Below are 19,331 nucleotides of genomic sequence, written 5' to 3' on the forward strand. Positions count from 1 at the left end.
CGGGCGCCGGGCGGCATGTGCCGCCGCCCACCCGGACCGGTCACGATAAGCTCCGATCGCCCCTTGCGGGATTTGCCCTCGCGGGATCAGCCGCCGATGACGGCCTGGATCTTCTGCTTCAGCGTGTCGGCGTTGAAAGGCTTGACGATGTAGTTGTTCACGCCGGCCTGCTTGGCGGCGATCACGTTCTCGGTCTTGCTTTCGGCGGTGACCATGATGAAGGGCGTCGCCGCCAGCTTCGCATCCGCGCGGATTTCCTTCAGCAGCTGGAGGCCGGTCATCGGCTCCATGTTCCAGTCGGAAATGATGAGGCCGAACTTGCTCTCACGCAGCTTCGCCAGCGCCGACACACCGTCGCCGGCCTCGTCGATGTCGGTGTAGCCGATCTGGGTCAACAGGTTCCGAACGATGCGCCGCATGGTGGCGTAATCATCGACGACGAGGATCTTCATCTAGACGTCTCCGCAATAATCCGTTGCCGGTGTCTGACCGGCCGTTACGCCCACCCGGCGCGGGGGCTGCGCCGTAATCCGGGAAGTGATGCCGACTGTAGTGCCCTAACTGCCGCCAAAAGTCATCCCCTTGGGACACACTGCATCAGCCTGGTAAAGAACGTGTTACCACGCGGGACATCATCTTGCCGAATCAGGGTCATCCCCACGGCCGATCGCGTCCGGGGCGGACGGCCGCACCCGATTCGATGCAGTATCGCCCCCGATCACAGCGGCGCCGTGGCCCCGGCGAGCCAGCGGCGGGCCGCCTCGTCCAGCAGCGGAGACAGCGACTCGCGTACCCGCGCATGATAGGCATCGACCCAGGCGGCCTCCGCATCGGACAGCAGCGCGCGCTCGATTGCCGAGCGGTCGATCGGCACCAGGGTCAGCGGCTCGAACTCCATCATCCGGCGCTCCGCGCCGGTCGGCATCCCGCGCTCCGCGCCGGCAAGCGCGCCCTGCGGCTCCACCGGCTGCACGACGATCAGGTTCTCGATGCGGATACCGTAGGCGCCGGTCTTGTAATAGCCGGGCTCGTTGGACAGGATCATGCCCGGCTGCAGGGCCACCGTGTTGCCGACCTTGGAGATGCGCTGCGGCCCCTCATGCACCGACAGGAAGCTGCCGACGCCGTGGCCGGTGCCGTGGTCGTAGTCGAGCCCCGCCTGCCACAGCGGCAGCCGCGCCAGCGCGTCCAGCTGGGAGCCGGTGGTGCCGTGCGGAAAGCGGACGGTGGACAGCGCGATGTGGCCCTTCAGCACGCGGGTGAAGCGGTCGCGCATCTCCGCGGCCAGTGCCGGGTCCAGTTCGCCGACCGCCAGCGTGCGGGTGACGTCGGTGGTGCCGTCGAGATACTGCGCGCCGCTGTCCAGCAGGAACAGGCTGCCCGGCTCCAGCCGGCGGTCGGTCTCGGGCGTCACGCGGTAATGGACGATGGCGCCGTTCGGACCGGCCCCGGCGATGGTGTCGAAGCTGACGCCGCGGAACCGCTCATTCTCCCGCCGGAAGGCCAGCAGCCGCTCCACCACCGCCAGCTCGGTCAGCCCGCCCTTCGGCGCCTCCTCCGAGAACCAGTGCAGGAAGCGGACGATGGCGGCGCCGTCGCGGGTGTGGGCGGCACGGGTACCGGCCAGCTCCGCCGGGTTCTTGCAGGCCTTGGGCAGGGCGCAGGGATCGCCGTCGCGCTCCACCTTCGCACCGGCCAGATGCAGCCGGTCGACGATCCAGGCCGAGGTGCAGGTCGGGTCGGCCAGCACGCGGGCGGAGCCGCGGGCGACGGCGTCCAGCGCCGGCCCGAACTCCTCCACCGGCCGCACCCGCACCCGGTTGCCCAGATGGGCGCGGGTCGGCGGCGCCAGCTTGCGCGGGTCGAGGAACAGGTCCACCGACGCATCGGCCGACAGGATGGCGAAGGACAGCGGCAGCGGCGTGCAGGGCACGTCGGCACCGCGGATGTTCAGCAGCCAGGCGATGCTGTCCGGCTGGGTCAGCACCGCGGCGGCGATGCCCGACTGCCCCAGATCGTCGGCCAGCCGGGCGCGCTTGTCGGCGGAGCTTTCGCCGGCGAAGGCCTCGTCCTGCGGCACCACGGGGGTGAGCGGGGCCGGCGGCTGGCCCTGCCACACCGAATCGAGCGGATTGTCCTCGCAGGCGATCAGCAGGATGCCGGCGCGTTCCAGAGCGGCGCGGGTCTTCTCCACCCAACCGATGGTGTGCAGCCAGGGATCGAAGCCGAAGCGCCCGCCTTCCGGCAATGCCGCGACGATCCAGTCGGTCAGCGGATCCTCGACCAGATGCTTGTACTCGTACAGGTCGGACGGAACCTCGCTGCGAACCTGCAGGGTGTAGCGGCCGTCGACGAAGATCGCGGCGCGGTCGGATGTCACCACCGCGTTGCCGGCGGACCCGGTGAAGCCGGTCAGCCAGCCCAGCCGCTGGGCGCGCGGCGGCACATACTCGCCCTGATGCTCATCGCCGCGCGGAACGATGAAGCCGTCGAGTTCCCGGCGCTTCAGCGCGGCACGCAGGTCGGCCAGCCGCTGGGCGGGTCCCGGCCGGGCGGCCGGCGCCTCCGCCGCCAGGACCGCCTTCAGCGCCTGGAGCTGTTCGGCCAATGCCGGCGGCAGGGTCTCGCCCACCAGCACCAGCCACGCCGCCGGGTCCTCCCCTTCCGGCGCCGCCAGCACGCCGGCCAGCAGCGCGCGGACATCCGCGGGGGAGCGGCCGGTCCCGGCCTCGGTCAACAGGGTCGCAAGGGCGTCGTCGCCACGGTAAGCGCCGGAGGGAGTCGCGCTGGACACGGAACGTGTTCCTCGGAAGGGTGGAGCCTGTGGTCCCAGGCTAGGCACCCGGCCGGTCCGGTGCAAGCGGCGGGGTGGCGGCTATGCCGGTTGGGGTGGGGGTGCAAAAGCGAATGCCCCCTCCCCATCCCTCCGCCGCCCTCGGCCGGCCAAAGGCGGTCCGATGGCGGTGGAGGGGGTTGGACGCTGGTCAGCGGAACGTAAATGTCGAAGCGGCGGCAGTCCCCTCTCCCTCGAAGAGGGGGAGGGTTAGGGAGGGGGCACCCGAAGCAACACCCTCAAGCCGGCAACCCCGCGTCGTCCGGCAGACCCAGCCGCTCCAGCACGCGCTTGCGGGCCTCGCCGCGTTCGATGTCGGAGACATGCAGCAGGCCGCCGATGCGGCGCAGCAGGCTGGCCTCCAGATCGTTCAACACGCCGTCAGCGTAGGCGACCTCCCACAGCATCTCGACGATCCAGACGCGGCTGCCCGGCGGGCAGCGGTCCATGATGACGCTGATATAGCGGTGGTAGGGCGACACGTCCTCGGTGTCGAAGACGGCGGCGGACAGCAGGTCCTGCGCCTCTTCCTCGGTCAGGTGGAAGTGGCGCCGGGCGACGGCGATGATGCGGTCGCGCTCCGCCTGGGTGATGGTGTCGTCGGTGCGCGCGGCCTCGACCATCAGGGCGGCGGCGGCGGCCTGCAGGGCGTCCTCGCCCGGCTCGGCGCCGTCGTCGTCGCCTGCGAACAAGGACCGGATGCGGTTCAGCATGGTGGCTCCCCAGGTGAATGTCGAAACATCGTCACTAGGGGAAGTCGCAACCCGGTCCTTCGGTTTCAACGGCGCCTCGCTTAACGCTTGACCACAAGAGTGGTCCATTCCCCGACCGGGATGCGCGCGACCAGACGCAGGCCCTGGTTGCGGTGGGCCTGGATGACGTGGCGCTCCTGCCGGTTCAGCAGGCCGGCCAGCACGGCATAGCCACCCTTCTTCAGGTGGCGGCGCAGCTGCGGCGCCATGCGCGACAGCGGGCGGGCCAGGATGTTGGCGGTGATCAGGGTGTAGGGCTTGTGCCGGCCGACGATCCGGGTGTTGTAGCCGTCGCCGCCCTGGGCGCGGATGCTGTTCTTCGCCCCGTTCAGCGCCGCGTTGATCCGGGTGACGCGTACCGCCTCGGGATCGATGTCGACAGCGGTCACGGCGACGCGCCAGCGCTTGGCCACCGCCAGCGCCAGGATGCCGGAGCCGCAGCCCATGTCGAGCGCGCCGCGCCGGCCGCCGCGCGGCAGCTTCAGATGGCGCGACAGCCGGTCGAGCGCCTGCAGGCAGCCGTTGGTCGAGCCATGCTCGCCGGTGCCGAAGGCGGTGGCGGCATCGACCAGCAGCGGGATGCTGCCGGCCGGCACGATGCCCTCATGGTGGGAGCCGTGGACGAAGAAGCGGCCGGCGCGAATCGGCGGGAAGCCCTGGTAGCTGTGCGACACCCAGTCGATGGGCGGCAGGTTCTCGACCGCCAGACGCGGCTCCTCGATCCCCAGCGCCTTGGCCAGCACGGCGACGCGCGACTGCAGCCGTGCCTCGTCCGGGGCGCCGTACAGCGTCGCCTCGACCAGCCAGTTGCCGCCCTCCTCCAGTTCGAAGGTCGACACCGCATCGGCATGGTCGCCCACCGCCTCGGCGAAAGCGGGCGCATGGGCTTCGGGGACGACCAGCGCGATGCGCCAGAGCGGGGTTTGCGACATGACAGGGGCTTTCCGACGACGACGCGAGAAGAAGCGGCGTTTTTAGCATCAAGCCGGAAAGAGACCAAGGATTCCGGACAATGGCGGAACCCTTATCCGTGCGCGTCTACCGCCCCGACAGCCGGTCGGCGATGTCGTGCATGCCCTGGGCGCGCAGGACCGACTGACGGTGGCGCACCAGGCGGCGCTCCAACGCCTTCTCCATCGCCGCCCCGCCGAGCAGCTCGCCGTCCGCCCCCTTCAGCCGGTCGGCAAGGTCGCGGGTCAGCACCCCTTCCGCCTTCGGGTCGCGGCGGTCGAGCGGCTGGTCGCCGGCGATGCTCTGGCGCAACCGCTCCAGCAGGACGGCCCGGCTCTGCGGCGCGCGGCCCTGCAGGGCGAGGCGGCAGACCTGACGCAGCGAGGCGGCCATCGGCGCCAGCGCCGGGTCGGGATCGCGGTCGAACAGCGCGTCGGCCAGCGCGCAGAGCCCGTCATGCAGGCTGGGCTGCGTGCCCAGCAGCTCCTTCATCGTGTCGGCGGACCCCATGATGTCGGCGATCACCCCGTCCAGCAGCGCCAGATGCCGCGGCCAGACATCGTCGTCGATCATCGCCAGCAGCAAATCGAGCTTGCCGGCCAATGTCCCGCCACCCTCCAGATGCTGGCAGAGCAGGACCAGGAACAGCCCATCATGCCCCGCCTCCCCCACCGACTCCTCGATCCGGTTGCTGGTGCCGGGCAGGTCGGCGGAGTCGAAGCGCGGCAGGCGGCGCCGTTCGGCCAGCGCGTCGCGGGCAGCCCCGGAGACCGCCTCCACCAACTGCCGCAACTCGCGGGCACGGGCGGCATGCGACACGCCGTGAAGATCGGCATGATGGCGGGCCACCGCATGGATGGCGGCGCCCAGCAGCGCGCCCTGCTCCTCCAGACGGCGGAACAGCGGCCAGGAATGCAGCAGCTCGGTCGGGGTGATGCGCTGGGCATCCAGATAGGGGCGCAGCAGCCGGCCGATGACCACCCGGCTTTCGAATTCGCGCAGGTCCTCCGGCTTGCGGCAGAGCGGCGCCCCTTCCGCCGTGCCGCCCAGGGTCAGCCCCTTGCGCGTGCCCTGGGGGGAGGTCTTGTGCAGGATCACCGTTTCCAGCGACAGGCCGGCGATGGTGCGGAACTTCACCACCTTCGCCTCCTCCACCCCGGAGGCGGCCAGTTGGGAGCGGGCGGCCGACAGGGCCGCCTCCTGGTCGGTATAGGCGCCTTCGATGAGCCAGCGCCCCTCGCGACGGCTCTGCACCTCGTAACTGACGCTGCCCGTTCCGAACACGGCGGATTGCCTCCGGCTCTGTTGCAATGCTGCAATACTGGCCGGTGGCGGGGGCTGCGGCTGTGACGGCCGTCACAGTGCGGCAAACCGTCAGCCGGCCCCCTCAACCTGCCACCCCTCAACCCGCCTTGTCGGCGGGCACGACGAAGCTGTCCATCACCTTCTTATTGCCGGAATGGTCGAAGTCGATCTCCAGCTTGTCCTCCGACACGGCGACGACGGTGCCGTAACCGAATTTCTGGTGGAACACGCGCGCGCCCTTGGCGAAGGGCGCATCGGGCCGCGGCCGCGGCGCCACGGCATAGGCGCCCTGGTCCAGCGTGATGGTCTTCGGCGCCGGCGCCTGCCGGGTGGAGCCGCGGAACTGGAAGCCGCCGGCACCCCCGCCATAGCCACCTGCTGCCCCGCCGCCGAAACCTCCGCCGAAGCTGCCGCGCCCGCCGCTGCCGGCGAACAGGCCGTTGGCCGCCTCGGCCTCGACATTGTCCTGCGGGATTTCCTCGACGAAGCGGGACGGCACGGCGCTGACCCAGTTGCCATAGAGCCGGCGGTTGGCGGCATGGCTGACATAGGCGCGGCGGCGCGCGCGGGTCAGGCCGACATAGGCCAGCCGCCGCTCCTCCTCCAGCCCGGCGATGCCGGTTTCGTCCAGCGCGCGCTGGTTGGGGAACACGCCCTCCTCCCAGCCCGGCAGGAAGACATGGTCGAACTCCAGCCCCTTGGCCCCGTGCAGGGTCATCACCGTGACCTGCTCGATCCCGGCGGCCTCGGCATTCTCCATCACCAGCGCGACATGCTCCAGGAAGCCCGGCAGGTTCTCGAACTCCGCCATGGCGGTGATCAGTTCCTTCAGGTTCTCCAGCCGGCCCGGAGCCTCGGGCGTCTTGTCCTCCTGCCACATGCGGGTGTAGCCGGATTCGTCCAGGATGGTGCGGGCAAGCTCGGTGTGCGGCACCGTCGCCATCAGCGTGCGCCAGCGGAAGAAGTCCTGCAGCAGCCCGCGCAGGGTGGCGCGCAGCTTCGGCTTCAGCTCGTCCGTCTCGGTCAGCGCCCAGCCGGCCTCGGTCAGCGAGATGCCTTGCGCCCGCGCCGCGGTGTAGAGGGTCTGCATCGCCGCCGGGCCGACGCCGCGCTTGGGCAGGTTGACGATGCGTTCGAAGGCGAGATCGTCGTCGCCGGAATTGACCACGCGGAAATAGGCCATCGCGTCGCGGATTTCCTGCCGCTCGTAGAAGCGCGGACCGCCCAGCACCTTGTAAGGCATCCCCAGGGTGATGAAGCGCTCTTCGAACTCGCGGGTCTGGAAGCCGGCGCGGACCAGCACCGCGATCTGCGCCAGCGACGTGCCCTTGCGCTGCAGCGCCTCGATCTCCTCGCCGACCCAGCGCGCCTCCTCCTCGCCGTCCCACACCGCCTTGACCTTGACCGGCTCGCCGCCGTCGGCCTCGGTCCACAGCGTCTTGCCGAGACGGCCCTGGTTGTTGGCGATCAGGCCGGATGCCGCCGCCAGGATATGGCCGGTGGAGCGGTAGTTCTGCTCAAGTTTAATTATAGTAGCACCAGGAAAATCCGTCTCAAATCTAAGAATATTTCCAATTTCCGCTCCACGCCAGGCGTATATCGATTGATCCTCGTCGCCGACACAGCAAATATTCTTGTGAGCCTGGGACAGTATCCTCAGCCAAAGATACTGCGCGACGTTGGTGTCCTGATACTCGTCCACCAGAAGATACTTGAACTTACGATGATACTCCGCCAGCACGTCCGGATGGTTCTGGAAGATGGCGAGGTTGTGCAGCAGCAGGTCGCCGAAGTCGCAGGCATTCAGGGTGCGCAGGCGCTCCTGATAGGCGCGGTAGATCGCCACCACCCGGCCGCCGGCCACGTCGCCGCCGTCGGCGTCGCTCAGCCGGTCGGGGGTCAGGCCGCGGTCCTTCCAGCGTTCGATGGCGCCCAGAACCTGCCGGGGCGGCCATTTCTTGGAATCGATGTTCTCGGCCGCCAGAAGCTGCTTGATCAGCCGCACCTGATCGTCGGTGTCGAGGATGGTGAAGTTCGACTTCAGCCCGACCAACTCGGCATGGCGGCGCAGGATGCGCGCGGCCAGCGCGTGGAAGGTGCCGAGCCACCAGCCTTCCGGCTCGATCCCCACCAGATGGGCGACGCGCTCGCGCATCTCGCGGGCGGCCTTGTTGGTGAAGGTCACGGCCAGGACCTGGAAGGCGGCGGCGCGGCGGGTCATCAGCAGATGGGCGAGCCGGGTGGTCAGCACCCGCGTCTTGCCGGTGCCGGCGCCCGCCAGAACCAGCACCGGCCCGTCCAGCGCCTCCACCGCCGCCCGCTGGGTCGGATTCAGCCCGTCCAGATAGGCGAAGCGCTGTGCCGCGCTTGGAAAACCCGTGGCCGAAGCGGCGGTGGGGGGAGCGGCATGGCTCAACGGATCGTCGTCGTACGCGTCTGACATGGGCGGCCCGGCTTGGGGAAAAGAGGAAAAATCGGCTCAAGCATGGGAATGCTGTCTTGCGGTCGGAACGTATATAGCACAGAGCGCAGCGGCACGAACCCCGCGACAGACCGCGTTTCCCATTCGGGATTGCGCGGTTGCACGGCCAAGCCCAGGCCGAAGGGACGCCGTTCGGGATATAGGACTCCAACCATCGGACGGGGGAACAATCCTCATGCGACATACGCCGGCCGGCAATGAAGTCCCGCCATATCGCATCCGAGAAACACGACCAAATCAGAGCCAGTCGGTTAACGATTTCCCCTTTTCTATCACAGGTCTTTATTCCACCCGACCATCAAAGTTCGAATTATGTCCGCATCTTGTCTTATCCAGGCTTACGACATATGCCCATTGCTCGACGCGAAATTTACCTAAGCGAAATTTTGCGCGGCGCAAATCGGGGGTATCTATGGATCACAACGAGGCACCCCGCACCCTGAGGGGGGAAGCGGGCCGAACGCGGGAGCGGGCGGTCGGGGATGCCTCGAAAGCGCCATTCGGCGCCACTTCGATCGGAACGGAACAAAAGGCGGGCTGAGACCATGGATGCCATCAACGTTTTCCTCATCGATGCCAACAAGCTTTTCCGTGAAGGCATGAAGCGCCTTTTCGAGAGCACGCCCTTCAACGTCGTCGGCGAGGCCGGCAGCCTGCGCGAGGGCCTGACGGCGCTCGGCACCGGCACCACCCCCGACCTGATCCTGATCGATCTGCCGAGTGGCGCCGACGAGGAAGTCGAGGCGATGCGCACGCTGCGTGAGGGACACCCGTCGATCCGGATCGTCATCCTGACCAACGACCTGGACACCCGCCGCCTGTCGGCCGCGCTGGGCGCCGGTGCCGGCGGCTACCTGCTGAAGGACATCGCCTGCGAGGCGCTGATGCAGTCGCTGAAGCTGGTGATGATGGGCGAGAAGGTGTTCCCGACCCATCTGGCCGAGCTGCTGGTCAGCGGCCGCACCGAAGACATGGGCACCGAGCTGCCGACCCGCCGCAAGGGCCTGTCGCAGCGCGAGGTGCAGATCCTGCGCTGCCTGCTGAACGGCAACAGCAACAAGATGATCGCCAACCACCTGAGCATCACGGAAGCCACCGTGAAGGTTCACCTGAAGAGCCTGCTGCGCAAGATCAACGCGTCCAACCGTACCCAGGCCGCCATCTGGGTGCTGAACAACGGCATCGGCGACCAGGCCGCCGAGACCGGCGTCGCCGCCACCGTCTGATCCCCTCCAACTCCAGCGTTTCGCCAAAGGTCTCGCCCGCTGTCCGTCCCGCCCGCCCCTTCCATCCGGGGCAGGCGGTCGGCGGAGCGGCGCGGTGCCGTTTTCCGATTCCGGCCCCTTTCCCGATTCCCGCGTCGCGGTTGCGGAAGGCACCGGCATAGAGGAAGCGGTCTAAGACCAAAAGCGAACTACAGCGTCGGATTGTCCGTGCCTATGTGAACGTCCGGGCCGATGACGCCATCCCGGTGTGCCATCGCCGCAACCTTCCTGGAAATGCCCGCGATGAACGTGCTGATCGCCGACGATCACCTGTTGTTCCGAGACGGTCTGCGCCGCCTGCTGGCGCAATTCGACGCCGACATGACATTCTTCGAGGCCAGCACCTATGACGAGGTGCGGGCGCTCTGCGACGGGACGAGGCCCTTCGACCTGATCCTGCTCGATCTCGGGATGCCGGGCTGGACCGGCTTCTCGGCGCTGGGCGACATCCATGCCAGCCTGCCCAAGGCCCTGCTGGTGGTGGTGTCGGGATCGGAGAAGCGCTCCGACCTTCTGGCCGCGCTGGAGAACGGTGCGGCCGGCTACATCCCGAAATCCTCCAGCGCCAAGGTGCTGCTGGGCGCGCTGCAGCTGGTGCTTGCCGGCGGCATCTATCTTCCCGAGCAGGCGATCCGCGGCGGCGACCGCGTCGACCAGATGCAGGGCGGCTACGGCGGCGGCTCTGCCGGCGACCAGACGGACGAGTCCGCGGCGCTGGGCAACGGCACCGGCGACCAGCTGACGCCGCGCCAGCGCGACGTTCTGGCCCGCCTGCGCGACGGCAAGTCCAACAAGCAGATCGCCCATGAGCTGGGGCTGACGGAAGGAACCGTGAAGGTCCACGTCACCGCCATCCTGCGGCATCTGGGCGTGCGCAACCGCACGCAGGCCGCCCTGACGGCGCAGAGCCTTTAGGCCGTTAAGCGTTTCTCTTCCACGGTCATGCCTGCGAAGGCGCTACGGGATGCACAGGTCCTGGAGCGGCATTAAGTCTTTGGAACCAAAGGGACTTTGCGTCATCCCCGCGAAGGCGGGGATCCAGGGTTTTCCAAGCAGAACCAATGGGCAAGCCTGGATCCCCGCCTTCGCGGGGATGACGCTGAAAGAAGTGCCGACCCCTTGGGAAACGGGCAAAGTCCTCAAAGTTAGCGCCTATGCGCCTTTGCGGGAATGATGACCGACAAACATTCATCCCGGCGCGATTCCCTACCTCTGCGCCCGCTCCACCGCGGAGACCAGGGCCAGCAAGGCGCCGCGCAGTTCGGCGGCATGGGTGCGCGGGCGGACAGCGGCGGCATCGGGCACCGCGACGACGGTCAGCGTCCGGCAGCCGGTCAGCCGGTTCTCCAGCAGGGCGAACAGTCCCGCCGGTTCGCTTCCCTGCATCAGGGTCACCGGCACCCGCACCGCCGGCAGCTCCGCCTCCAATTCGCCGAGGCGGTCGGTCAGGTCCATGGGCCGCGGCCGGCCGAACCGGACGGACAGGGCGTTCCAGCGCCGCCGCAGCGGCGAATCGGCCCCGACATCGTCGACGATCATCACGCCGCCGACCCGATCGGAAAAATCCAGCGCCGCGACGATGGCGAGCGGTGCCGTCATCGCACTCGCCACCAGCACCGGCCGCCGGCCGCCCCGCTCCACCAGCATCGACGACAGCCGCGCCGCGGCGGAGGCGGGCAAGGTCAGCCATTCCTGGCCCGACGGGACTTGGTCGAGCAGGCGCCACCAGGCACCCTTGCCGGGATGGAGGAAGATCACCCGCCGGCCCAACGGATCGCCCGCCCGGTCCGCCGTGCGGTCGCCGGCCATGCCGAGACCGATGCCGGCATCCATCCGGTCCGACGCCGTGCCGGTCACCGCGAAGCGGACGGACTCTGCCCGTCCGGTGCGGACGGTGGAGGGCTGGGTGTGAAAGAACACGTTCGGGTTCCCCGGTGCTGGCGTTCCGCGATGGGACGGTCCCACCGCCGAAGCAAACCCTAACGAAGCCGAACGCAAGTCGTCCCGTACGATAAATCGGGCAAAACCCTTAACACGGCCCCAAGAGCCGCCTTGCCCGCAAAAGGTTTCAGCCGCCGCCGAAACGGCTCAAAAGCAAACCAAATTCCATTACTTGCCGGTGCTGTTTTTTTTGGCCGGTGCTGCTTTTTTGGCCGGCGCCGTCAAAGGCTGCTCAATGCAGCGTCACCTCCATCTCCTCGCCGTCCGGCGCCACCGCCATCGGGCGGCGCAGTTCACCCGCTAGGCTCCGCCATTCCGGCGCCCCGCCCAGCTGTTGCAGCAACTGCGCGGTGAAGGCGAAGACGGCATGCTCCAGCGGCCCGTTGTCCTCGGCATGGGCGTTGACGGTCAGGCAGGACTCGGCCGCGCTTTCGAAGATGGCGGCGGCGGCGCTGCTGCCCGGCCCGTGATCGGGCAGCGGGATGGCCTTCGGCTTTTCCCCGCTGACGCGCAGGCGCGACAGGTTGTCGGCCAGCAGGCGGGTGCGGATGGCATTGTCGACCGCGGCGGCCATGGTGTAACCGGCCTCTTCCTCGACGGTGGCGCGCAGGACGCGCAGTCCGGCGATCAGCCCGCGGACGACGTCGCCTCCGCTGCCGCGCTTGGCCGCCGCCGCGACGGCGGTGCCGAGGATGGCGGCGACCACCGGCGACAGCGAATCGCCCTCGCGCGGCATGGTCGGCGCATCGTCGCCGGGGTCGGTGTTCAAAGCCTCGTTCATGCGGCCTCCGATCCGTAAGGTCCGGAAACGGGCGTCCCGCCGGCGGTACTGTCGGCGGAGGACCCGTCCGGACGCGTCGTCATGATGCCAATACCTGATCTGTGGACTCTGCGGATCCTGTTCAAGGCATGGATTGCGCGGACCTCCCCCTCTTTTGCGCCGCCGGACGGGGTGCCCCATCTTTGCGGCAGGTCCCGCAATCGAAAGCCGCCCCTCTGGTCCACGGCACGGGCCGTCCCCACATCTGCGGCGAAAGGGAGGGTTCCTGTCATGCCTCTGCTCAGTCTTCTTCTCAATGCGCTGTGGTTGATCACGGGCGGCATCTGGATGGCGCTCGGCTGGCTCCTGGCCGCGGTCCTGATGGCTCTGTCCATCATCGGCCTGCCCTGGGCCCGGTCCGCCCTGACCATCGCCTTTTACACCCTGCTTCCCTTTGGACAAACCGCCGTACGCCGGGATGAGTTCCGCGGGCGCGAGGACATGGGCACCGGCGCGCTGGGCTTCATCGGCAACGTGGTGTGGTTCGTGCTGGCCGGCTGGTGGCTGGCCCTCGGCCACCTGATCTCCGCGGTGGGGCTCGCCATCACCATCATCGGCCTGCCCTTCGCCTGGGCGCATCTGAAGCTGGCCCTGCTGGCGCTCTGGCCGGTCGGGACCGAGATCGTGCCGGCCGACGACGCCGACCGCCGCCGCATGCCGGGCCGGATCTGACTGTCCCGGATGTGACGGTCCGCACTGCCGCCGGCTCCCGCTCCGGTCAGGGCTTGGCTGGAGCTGGGGCCGGAACCGGGACCGGCAAGGCGCCGCCGGCTTCAAGCTCCCTCGCCGCTCCGCCCTCGCCCGCCGCCGCTTCCCGCGCCTTCATCGCCTTCAGCATCACCGAGGCGCGCCAGAATCCGAGGCCGGCGCCGTCGACGAAATGGACATGGCGGTCGGCGGTGACGTCGCCGACCAGACAGGTCACCGTGGTGGCATCGGCCCGCGCCGTGCCGTAGCGGATCGAACCGGCGGCGGCGGCACGGGCGAGCAGATGCTCGATCGCATCGGCCTCCTCCTCCGTCACGTCCAACACCAGCCGCGGACCGCCCGCCGATTTGCGGAAGTCGGTCCGCTCAGCCATCCGGCGGCGATAGGATTGCGGATCGAAATTGCGCAGCCTCCACCCCATCGCCAGCAGCACGGCGAGCAGGCCCGACCCGGCCAGCGCCTTGGCCACCCGGCCGGCACGCGCGCCGAATCCGGCCATGTCCCCGTCCCGGCTGCCGCGCGCCTCCATCCACAGCGACCGCCAGGCGGGCGGCCAGCGCGCCTCCAGCCTTTCGCCGCCGCCGAGCGGGGCGGCGCCGGCGGTGGGCACGATGGTCTCGATGGCGCGCTGGACGCGGGCCAGTTCCAGCAGCCCGGCCGCCCCGGGATCGACGGCGTCGACGATCACACACAGCACCGTGCCGCGGCGCGGCGGAACCGGGTTCCAGCGGCAGGACACCGCCTCCAGCCCTGGCAGCGGCCCCGGCCGCGGCGGCAGCCGCCAGCGCGCATCCTCCTTCACCCAGGCGTCGGCGGCCACCACCCCCGCCCCCAGGAACAGGCCGAAGCTGTTGCCGTTGCCGACATCCTGCAGGGCGGCCAGAACTTCCAGCCCCTGGTCGAGCAGGGCCCGCACCGGCACCAGACCGACGCGCAGCGGAACGTCCATCACCTCCGCCGACCAGTGGGCAAGGGCGGACAGAGCCGCCCGCGCCGCATCCTCGCGCCCCGGCGGAACGGCGGCGATGGCGCCGTCGCCGCCGAACTGGCAGGCCGCCGGCTCGCCCTCCATCCGCACCGCGTCGGACAGCACGGCGACCACCCCGGCGGCGACGAAATTGACGTCGCGGTGACGCCCCTGATCCGCCAGCCGGGTGCTGCCGGTGACGTCGGCGACCGCCAGCGACCAGCCGTCGCCCAGCGCCGCGTAGCGTCGCGGGTCCGAGGCGTCGGCGGCGAAGTCGCGGATCACCGGCAAAAATGGCATGGCGGCACCTCCGCTCTCCTGGAATGGGCCGGAGCCGGCCGCATTTCAGGCAGGATAGCATGGCCCCGGCCGTCGCGGCAGGACGCAGCCCCCCGATTGCAGGGCGCATCGTTGCCGCTGGGCCGTGTTTGCGGCGCGAAAGTTACGGCGCCGTAACCGATCCTTACGTCGTTAACCGTTGCTAAAGGAGATGACCCCGAAACTGACGGGGTATGTCGGTACGATTTTTTGGCTTCCGGAACGAGGGGACATCGCTCTTCATGTCTTGGCTGTCGATCTTCTCCGGGGGCAACAAGGCGTCCGGCGACGCGAAAACAAGCAGCGGACCGCAAAAGGAACGCCCATCCGCGCCGCCGACCATCGTCATCGACCACCATGAGTATGTGCCGGAGGAGTTCGTCCTCGGCTCCTTCCGCATCCGACCCTATGACGGCGACCTGATCGCCAAGCAGAAGTTCGATTTCCGCCTGCAGTTCGACCTTGGCGGCGATCCGGTGGACGTCTCCTGCATCGGCATGGTGGTGAAGCTGACGGAGGAGTCCGGCCTCGTCGCCCGCTACCAGTCGCCGCAACCCTTCTACGAACGCAAGCTGATCGACTATCTGAAGGCGCTGCGGGGCCTGTAATGCACTGGCTCCGCCCGAAGATGGTGGTGCCGCGCGCCGGCTGCCACTATATCTATGGGCATGCCGATCCGTCTTCTCCCTGAAACGCTCGTCAACCGCATCGCCGCCGGCGAGGTGGTCGAACGTCCCGCCGCCGCCGTGAAGGAGCTGGTGGAGAACGCCATCGACGCCGGCGCCACCCGCATAGACGTGGTGGCGCGCGACGGCGGCAAGTCGCTGATCGCCGTCACCGACGACGGCTGCGGCATGACCGCGGACGAGCTGGTGCTGGCGGTCGAACGCCATGCCACCTCCAAGCTGCCGGGCGACGACCTGCTCGACATCCGCTCCCTCGGCTTCCGGGGGGAGGCGCTGCCGTCCATCGGCGCGGTCAGCTGCCTGACCATCACCAGCCGCGCCCGCGGCGCCGACAGCGCCTGGAGCCTGACGGTGGATGCCGGGGCGAAGGGCCAGCCGCAGCCGGCGGCGCTGGCCCAGGGCACGCGGATCGAGGTGCGCGACCTGTTCGCCGCCGTGCCGGCCCGGCTGAAGTTCCTCAAGGCCTCGCGCACCGAATACGACCACATCGCCGATTGCCTGGAACGTCTGGCGATGGCCCATCCCGGCGTCGCCTTCACGCTCAGCGACGGCGGGCGCGGGGGATTGCGGCTGAGCGCGGCGCAGGGCGACCTGCTGGACGCCCGGCTGACTCGGCTGGGCGCTCTGATGGGCCGCGATTTCCAGGAGAATGCCGTGTCGGTGACGGCGGCGCGCGAGGGTGTGACGCTGGCCGGCTGGATCGGCCTGCCCACCCTGCACCGCCCGACTGCCAAGCACCAGCACCTGTTCGTCAACGGCCGCCCGGTGCGCGACAAGCTGATGGTGGGCGCGGTGCGCGCCGCCTATGCCGATTTCCTGCCGCGCGACCGTCACCCGATGCTGGCGCTGTTCCTCGACATCGACCCGCAGGAGGTCGACGTCAACGTCCATCCGGCCAAGGCCGAGGTGCGCTTCCGCGACCAGGGTCTGGTGCGCGGCCTGATCGTCGGATCGCTGAAGCACGCGCTGGCCGAGGCCGGCCACCGTGCCTCCACCACCGTCGGCCTCGCCACGCTGGGCGCCCTGCGGCCCGAATCGGCGGGAGAGACCGACGGCCAAAGGGATGGGGGCTTCACCCCCTCCCCCCTGCCCTACGGCCGTTCCGGCGGCGGCGGAGGTTCGGGCGGGAGTTGGGGCGGGAGTTGGGGCGGCTCCTACACGCCGGCCGCCGTGCCGCGCGGATTGGCGGAGCGCTCCGCCGCCTTCCAGGCGCCGACCCAAACGGGGCTGCCGCCGCTGCAGGGCCGTCTCAGCGGCTTCGGCAACGGCTTCGCCCCGTCGGCCCGCCCGCCGGAATACCGCACCCCCGACCCGTCCGCGCAAAAGCCCGAGCCGCCGCTCGACAGCCATCCGCTGGGCGCGGCGCGGGCGCAGGTCCACACCACCTACATCGTGGCCCAGACCCGCGAGGGCATCGTCATCGTCGACCAGCACGCCGCCCATGAACGGCTGGTCTATGAGCGGATGAAGACCGCCCTGCTGGAAGGCGGCGTGAAGCGGCAGGCCCTGCTGATCCCCGAGCTGATCGAGCTGGACGAACCCTCCGCCAACCGCCTGCTCGCCCGCAGCGCCGAACTGGCCGAGCTGGGTCTGGTGATCGAGGGCTTCGGCCATGGCTGCGTCATGGTGCGCGAGGTTCCGGCCCTGCTCGGCCAGTCCGACGTGAAGAACCTGATCCGCGACCTTGCCGAGGAACTGTCCGAACTGGGCGACGCCCTGTCCCTGAAGGAACGCCTTGAGGAGGTCTGCGCGACCATGGCCTGCCACGGGTCCGTCCGCGCCGGCCGCACGCTCAGCGTCGACGAGATGAACGCATTGCTGCGGCAGATGGAGGCGACTCCGCACAGCGGCCAGTGCAACCACGGCCGGCCGACATACGTGGAGCTGAAGCTGGCGGATATTGAGAGGTTGTTTGGGCGGAGGTAGGAAGCCTGCATAAGCACCTAATAAAAGCAAAAAGAGAGCAATAAAAAGTTAAGGGACGATCACTCGTTAACCGCGATCCGAAACTCTCACGAGCCTTTCTTTAGCAAAAGCCAGTATTTTTTGCATTTCTGAAGATAGCTTGCGGATTTGATTCCAATCCACATCACCACCCTCAGCAATCGCCATCAAATTCTGGTTAATTATCTTGTAATCTTTGGGGGTTAATGAGATAATATTGTGAGCATACAAGTCACTCTGTATTGTTGATAGGTCGGCTTCTTTCATCTCTTTACGCCTCCATCCAGGAAAACGGTATGAGAGAATTCGAAGCCATCTAGCCCATATTCTTCCCAGAACTGCATCCTGGATACCTGGATCAGATTTATTAAGAGATTCAATTTGTGATAGCGCAATTTCAATTTCTGCCTCCAAGGCATTCCAATTCCTAGCCGTAGCTCCTTTCATTTTTCTTGCACGAAATCTATCTGCCGACCCGTCCAAGAATCTAATTTCGATATCGGAAAATACATCATTATTTTCTAATACTATTCTCTGCAAGTCTTCAAAGCGATCACCAGCTTTTTTGTTGTAGAGTTCTGTATCAGGGCTTGGCCACCCGACTCTATCGCGATTTGCAATTTCGACAATCAGAAGATGCGGTCGCGCAAGACCAACGCTTTCACCACCCCCTTTGTAGTCTACTACTATATCAGCCTTTATATCATATTTCAGTAGACGATCCCTGTTCTCGAGATTTTTGATTTGTCCTATACGGACATCATGGAAAACCTCAGCCCCTCCGACAGAGTACTGCCCAATCAGGAGCTTAATTTGGTCACTCTGCTTCATTGCTAAATCCTAGTTCTTTGATTTGGCGGATTGTCAATCCGAACGTAAATTGCGGCAGCGCCAAGCCTTGCATCTTGCAAAGCATCAAACTCACTTCTGGTGAAGGCTGATCCAGTTAGTCTCGTATGAATCGCCAAATCTGTTCGACGACTGCGAACTTCTTCGACATACCTGTCATCATCTATTAAGCGCGTTGGATTCCGTGTCCGCCCAACATATAATCCTTGAAGCGCATCCATAATTGGCTTCAAAATATTGTCAACATCCTTCACGGGATCCGTTCTTCGATAGTATCGAACACGTACCGTGCACAAGCCAGGTACTACAATTGTTCCCGGAGCCACTCCACTGACGCTAGCGTTATAGACATCTGCTCTCCAGGCGTTATACGCAGAAGTCCCATATCTATTTACCGTAACGGGTGTACCGGCAAGGCGGAAGTCTTTTAAAGGAGGAGCCATCTTTAACTCGCAATTTTTTGCGTTGCATAGCATCTTCCTAATCCAAAAGAAATATCGCAAATTGCCGAAGAGGCCAGGATCGAGCAACAATGGGAAGATCACTAGGAAGGTGCTGGGCTAGCCGTTCGAAATGGCGCCGCCGGCAGCGGAGTCGTGCTGGCCGATCAGGTGAAAAGCCTCGACCGCCGCGTCCGCCAACTCGACCCGGTCGGCTCGGTGCCCGAGGCGGTGCTCCAGCAGGTGCTTGCCAAACTGGCGCCCCTGCTGTCGCTCCGCCTCTGACACCGGCCACCGAACGGCAGTGTCAAGCAATGGCAAATCTTGCTCCCACCACGGGAGCGCTATAAACTCCCTCCATGCGGATCATTTCACGGCGAACTCTGCGGGAGCACTGGGAGAAGCCTGGCCGGAGTGACAGCGAGGCGCCGTTGACGGATTGGTTCAACGTCGTTCGCAACGTCGACTGGCCGGATACGGCAGCCGTCAAGGCTCAGTTCCGCTCGGCGTCTTTCGTGGGTGACCGGGTGGTCTTCAACATTGCCGGCAACAAGTACCGGCTCGTTGCCGGGATCGATTACCGGTATCGCACGGTTTATGTGAAATGGGTCGGCACGCATCGGGAATACGACGCCATCGACGTGAGGACGGTGTAATCATGGACATCCGCCCAATCCGGTCCGATGAGGACCACGCCACCGCCCTGGAGGAGATCGAACGCCTGTGGGGCGCCGATCCCGACACCGACGACGGTGCGCGGCTCGAAATCCTGATGATGCTGGTGGACGCCTATGAAGAGGCCAACCATCCGATTCCGCCGAGCGACCCGATCAGCGCCATCGAGTTCATGATGGACCAGCGCGGGCTAACCCGGCACGATCTGGAACCGATGATCGGCAGCCGCGCCCGTGTCGCCGAAATCCTGAACCGCAAGCGGGCCTTGACCTTGCCGATGATCCGGCGGCTGTCGGAAGGGTTGAAAATCCCCGTCGATATCCTGGTGCGCGACTATCCCGTCCAACGGGCGGCCTGACCAGACTGCCAAACACCAACGGGCGGCGCTCCCTTGC

Annotated in this window: 18 protein-coding genes; 8 read left to right on the forward strand and 10 right to left on the reverse strand. The window is 67.0% G+C overall.

Translation table 11 applies throughout. The annotated features are described in order from the left end of the window. Nucleotides 1-86: 86 nt before the first annotated feature. The 6 genes from AZOLI_RS08350 to AZOLI_RS08375 all read right to left on the reverse strand — a co-directional run bounded on the left by AZOLI_RS08350 (nt 87) and on the right by AZOLI_RS08375 (nt 8,284). On the reverse strand, nt 87-452 hold the full coding sequence (locus AZOLI_RS08350) for a chemotaxis response regulator CheY (protein ID WP_012974572.1): 366 nt from the start codon (nt 450-452) through the stop codon (nt 87-89). Between the two features lie 266 nt (nt 453-718). Continuing rightward, complete coding sequence (locus AZOLI_RS08355) at nt 719-2,794, reverse strand: M24 family metallopeptidase (RefSeq protein ID WP_014248171.1); 2,076 nt, start codon at nt 2,792-2,794, stop codon at nt 719-721. A gap of 278 nt (nt 2,795-3,072) precedes the next feature. Beyond that, the gene (locus tag AZOLI_RS08360; protein ID WP_014248172.1) at nt 3,073-3,546 is read right to left on the reverse strand and encodes a TerB family tellurite resistance protein; all 474 of its coding nucleotides are present in this window, start codon (nt 3,544-3,546) and stop codon (nt 3,073-3,075) included. Between the two features lie 80 nt (nt 3,547-3,626). After that, nucleotides 3,627-4,517 carry a 50S ribosomal protein L11 methyltransferase gene (locus AZOLI_RS08365; RefSeq protein ID WP_014248173.1) on the reverse strand — a complete coding sequence of 297 codons (891 nt, stop codon included), beginning with the start codon at nt 4,515-4,517 and terminating at the stop codon, nt 3,627-3,629. A gap of 106 nt (nt 4,518-4,623) precedes the next feature. Then, on the reverse strand, nt 4,624-5,820 hold the full coding sequence (locus tag AZOLI_RS08370) for a hypothetical protein (RefSeq protein ID WP_014248174.1): 1,197 nt from the start codon (nt 5,818-5,820) through the stop codon (nt 4,624-4,626). A 118-nt stretch (nt 5,821-5,938) separates the two neighbouring features. Then, nucleotides 5,939-8,284, reverse strand: coding sequence for an ATP-dependent helicase (locus tag AZOLI_RS08375; RefSeq protein WP_014248175.1), 2,346 nt, complete (start codon nt 8,282-8,284; stop codon nt 5,939-5,941). 584 nt (nt 8,285-8,868) lie between these two features. On the opposite strand from AZOLI_RS08375, the gene AZOLI_RS08380 reads away from it, so the two are divergent. Together AZOLI_RS08380 and AZOLI_RS08385 are read left to right on the forward strand one after the other, a co-directional pair. Beyond that, complete coding sequence (locus tag AZOLI_RS08380; RefSeq protein ID WP_014248177.1) at nt 8,869-9,549, forward strand: LuxR C-terminal-related transcriptional regulator; 681 nt, start codon at nt 8,869-8,871, stop codon at nt 9,547-9,549. 282 nt (nt 9,550-9,831) lie between these two features. Next, nucleotides 9,832-10,503, forward strand: a complete 672-nt coding sequence (locus AZOLI_RS08385; RefSeq protein ID WP_014248178.1) for a LuxR C-terminal-related transcriptional regulator — start codon at nt 9,832-9,834, stop codon at nt 10,501-10,503. Nucleotides 10,504-10,794: 291 nt separating this feature from the next. Here the strand turns inward: AZOLI_RS08385 and AZOLI_RS08390 are convergent, their stop codons facing one another. Both AZOLI_RS08390 and AZOLI_RS08395 read right to left on the reverse strand, forming a co-directional pair. Then, on the reverse strand, nt 10,795-11,508 hold the full coding sequence (locus AZOLI_RS08390; protein WP_014248180.1) for an alpha/beta fold hydrolase: 714 nt from the start codon (nt 11,506-11,508) through the stop codon (nt 10,795-10,797). Between the two features lie 253 nt (nt 11,509-11,761). Beyond that, a complete protein-coding gene (locus AZOLI_RS08395; protein ID WP_014248181.1) occupies nt 11,762-12,310 on the reverse strand; it encodes a hypothetical protein in 549 nt (182 codons plus the stop codon). A 270-nt stretch (nt 12,311-12,580) separates the two neighbouring features. Between AZOLI_RS08395 and AZOLI_RS08400 the strand changes: the two genes are divergently transcribed. Further along, on the forward strand, nt 12,581-13,021 hold the full coding sequence (locus AZOLI_RS08400; RefSeq protein WP_014248182.1) for a YccF domain-containing protein: 441 nt from the start codon (nt 12,581-12,583) through the stop codon (nt 13,019-13,021). A gap of 46 nt (nt 13,022-13,067) precedes the next feature. On the opposite strand, the gene AZOLI_RS08405 is transcribed toward AZOLI_RS08400, so the two are convergent. Beyond that, entirely contained in the window at nt 13,068-14,324 is a 1,257-nt protein-coding gene (locus tag AZOLI_RS08405; protein WP_014248183.1) for a DUF3095 family protein, read from the reverse strand. 260 nt (nt 14,325-14,584) lie between these two features. Here AZOLI_RS08405 and AZOLI_RS08410 point away from each other — a divergent pair, with 260 nt between their 5' ends. Next, the gene (locus tag AZOLI_RS08410) at nt 14,585-14,950 is read left to right on the forward strand and encodes a hypothetical protein (protein ID WP_014248184.1); all 366 of its coding nucleotides are present in this window, start codon (nt 14,585-14,587) and stop codon (nt 14,948-14,950) included. A 60-nt stretch (nt 14,951-15,010) separates the two neighbouring features. Further along, nucleotides 15,011-16,954 carry a DNA mismatch repair endonuclease MutL gene (gene mutL / locus AZOLI_RS08415; RefSeq protein ID WP_014248185.1) on the forward strand — a complete coding sequence of 648 codons (1,944 nt, stop codon included), beginning with the start codon at nt 15,011-15,013 and terminating at the stop codon, nt 16,952-16,954. 66 nt (nt 16,955-17,020) lie between these two features. Here mutL and AZOLI_RS32390 read toward each other — a convergent pair whose 3' ends face one another. Further along, complete coding sequence (locus tag AZOLI_RS32390; RefSeq protein ID WP_014248186.1) at nt 17,021-17,803, reverse strand: hypothetical protein; 783 nt, start codon at nt 17,801-17,803, stop codon at nt 17,021-17,023. A 614-nt stretch (nt 17,804-18,417) separates the two neighbouring features. Between AZOLI_RS32390 and AZOLI_RS32395 the strand changes: the two genes are divergently transcribed. The 3 genes from AZOLI_RS32395 (at nt 18,418) to AZOLI_RS08430 (ending at nt 19,294) form a co-directional block, all read left to right on the forward strand. Then, nucleotides 18,418-18,546, forward strand: coding sequence for a hypothetical protein (locus AZOLI_RS32395; protein ID WP_162488029.1), 129 nt, complete (start codon nt 18,418-18,420; stop codon nt 18,544-18,546). A 74-nt stretch (nt 18,547-18,620) separates the two neighbouring features. Next, on the forward strand, nt 18,621-18,917 hold the full coding sequence (locus AZOLI_RS08425) for a type II toxin-antitoxin system HigB family toxin (RefSeq protein ID WP_044549879.1): 297 nt from the start codon (nt 18,621-18,623) through the stop codon (nt 18,915-18,917). Nucleotides 18,918-18,919: 2 nt separating this feature from the next. After that, complete coding sequence (locus AZOLI_RS08430; protein ID WP_014248189.1) at nt 18,920-19,294, forward strand: helix-turn-helix domain-containing protein; 375 nt, start codon at nt 18,920-18,922, stop codon at nt 19,292-19,294. The last annotated feature ends 37 nt before the right edge of the window (nt 19,295-19,331 follow it).

Source organism: Azospirillum lipoferum 4B (assembly GCF_000283655.1).
GTDB lineage: Bacteria > Pseudomonadota > Alphaproteobacteria > Azospirillales > Azospirillaceae > Azospirillum > Azospirillum lipoferum_C.

What these genes read in the sequence shown, in the direction of transcription:
- AZOLI_RS08350 (WP_012974572.1), bottom strand. Translation starts at nt 452, where the DNA reads ATGAAGATCCTCGTCGTCGATGATTACGCCACCATGCGGCGCATCGTT.
- AZOLI_RS08360 (WP_014248172.1), bottom strand. Translation starts at nt 3,546, where the DNA reads ATGCTGAACCGCATCCGGTCCTTGTTCGCAGGCGACGACGACGGCGCC.
- AZOLI_RS08365 (WP_014248173.1), bottom strand. Translation starts at nt 4,517, where the DNA reads ATGTCGCAAACCCCGCTCTGGCGCATCGCGCTGGTCGTCCCCGAAGCC.
- AZOLI_RS08375 (WP_014248175.1), bottom strand. Translation starts at nt 8,284, where the DNA reads ATGTCAGACGCGTACGACGACGATCCGTTGAGCCATGCCGCTCCCCCC.
- AZOLI_RS08380 (WP_014248177.1), top strand. Translation starts at nt 8,869, where the DNA reads ATGGATGCCATCAACGTTTTCCTCATCGATGCCAACAAGCTTTTCCGT.
- AZOLI_RS08385 (WP_014248178.1), top strand. Translation starts at nt 9,832, where the DNA reads ATGAACGTGCTGATCGCCGACGATCACCTGTTGTTCCGAGACGGTCTG.
- AZOLI_RS08395 (WP_014248181.1), bottom strand. Translation starts at nt 12,310, where the DNA reads ATGAACGAGGCTTTGAACACCGACCCCGGCGACGATGCGCCGACCATG.
- AZOLI_RS08400 (WP_014248182.1), top strand. Translation starts at nt 12,581, where the DNA reads ATGCCTCTGCTCAGTCTTCTTCTCAATGCGCTGTGGTTGATCACGGGC.
- AZOLI_RS08405 (WP_014248183.1), bottom strand. Translation starts at nt 14,324, where the DNA reads ATGCCATTTTTGCCGGTGATCCGCGACTTCGCCGCCGACGCCTCGGAC.
- AZOLI_RS08410 (WP_014248184.1), top strand. Translation starts at nt 14,585, where the DNA reads ATGTCTTGGCTGTCGATCTTCTCCGGGGGCAACAAGGCGTCCGGCGAC.
- mutL (WP_014248185.1), top strand. Translation starts at nt 15,011, where the DNA reads ATGCCGATCCGTCTTCTCCCTGAAACGCTCGTCAACCGCATCGCCGCC.
- AZOLI_RS32390 (WP_014248186.1), bottom strand. Translation starts at nt 17,803, where the DNA reads ATGAAGCAGAGTGACCAAATTAAGCTCCTGATTGGGCAGTACTCTGTC.
- AZOLI_RS08425 (WP_044549879.1), top strand. Translation starts at nt 18,621, where the DNA reads ATGCGGATCATTTCACGGCGAACTCTGCGGGAGCACTGGGAGAAGCCT.
- AZOLI_RS08430 (WP_014248189.1), top strand. Translation starts at nt 18,920, where the DNA reads ATGGACATCCGCCCAATCCGGTCCGATGAGGACCACGCCACCGCCCTG.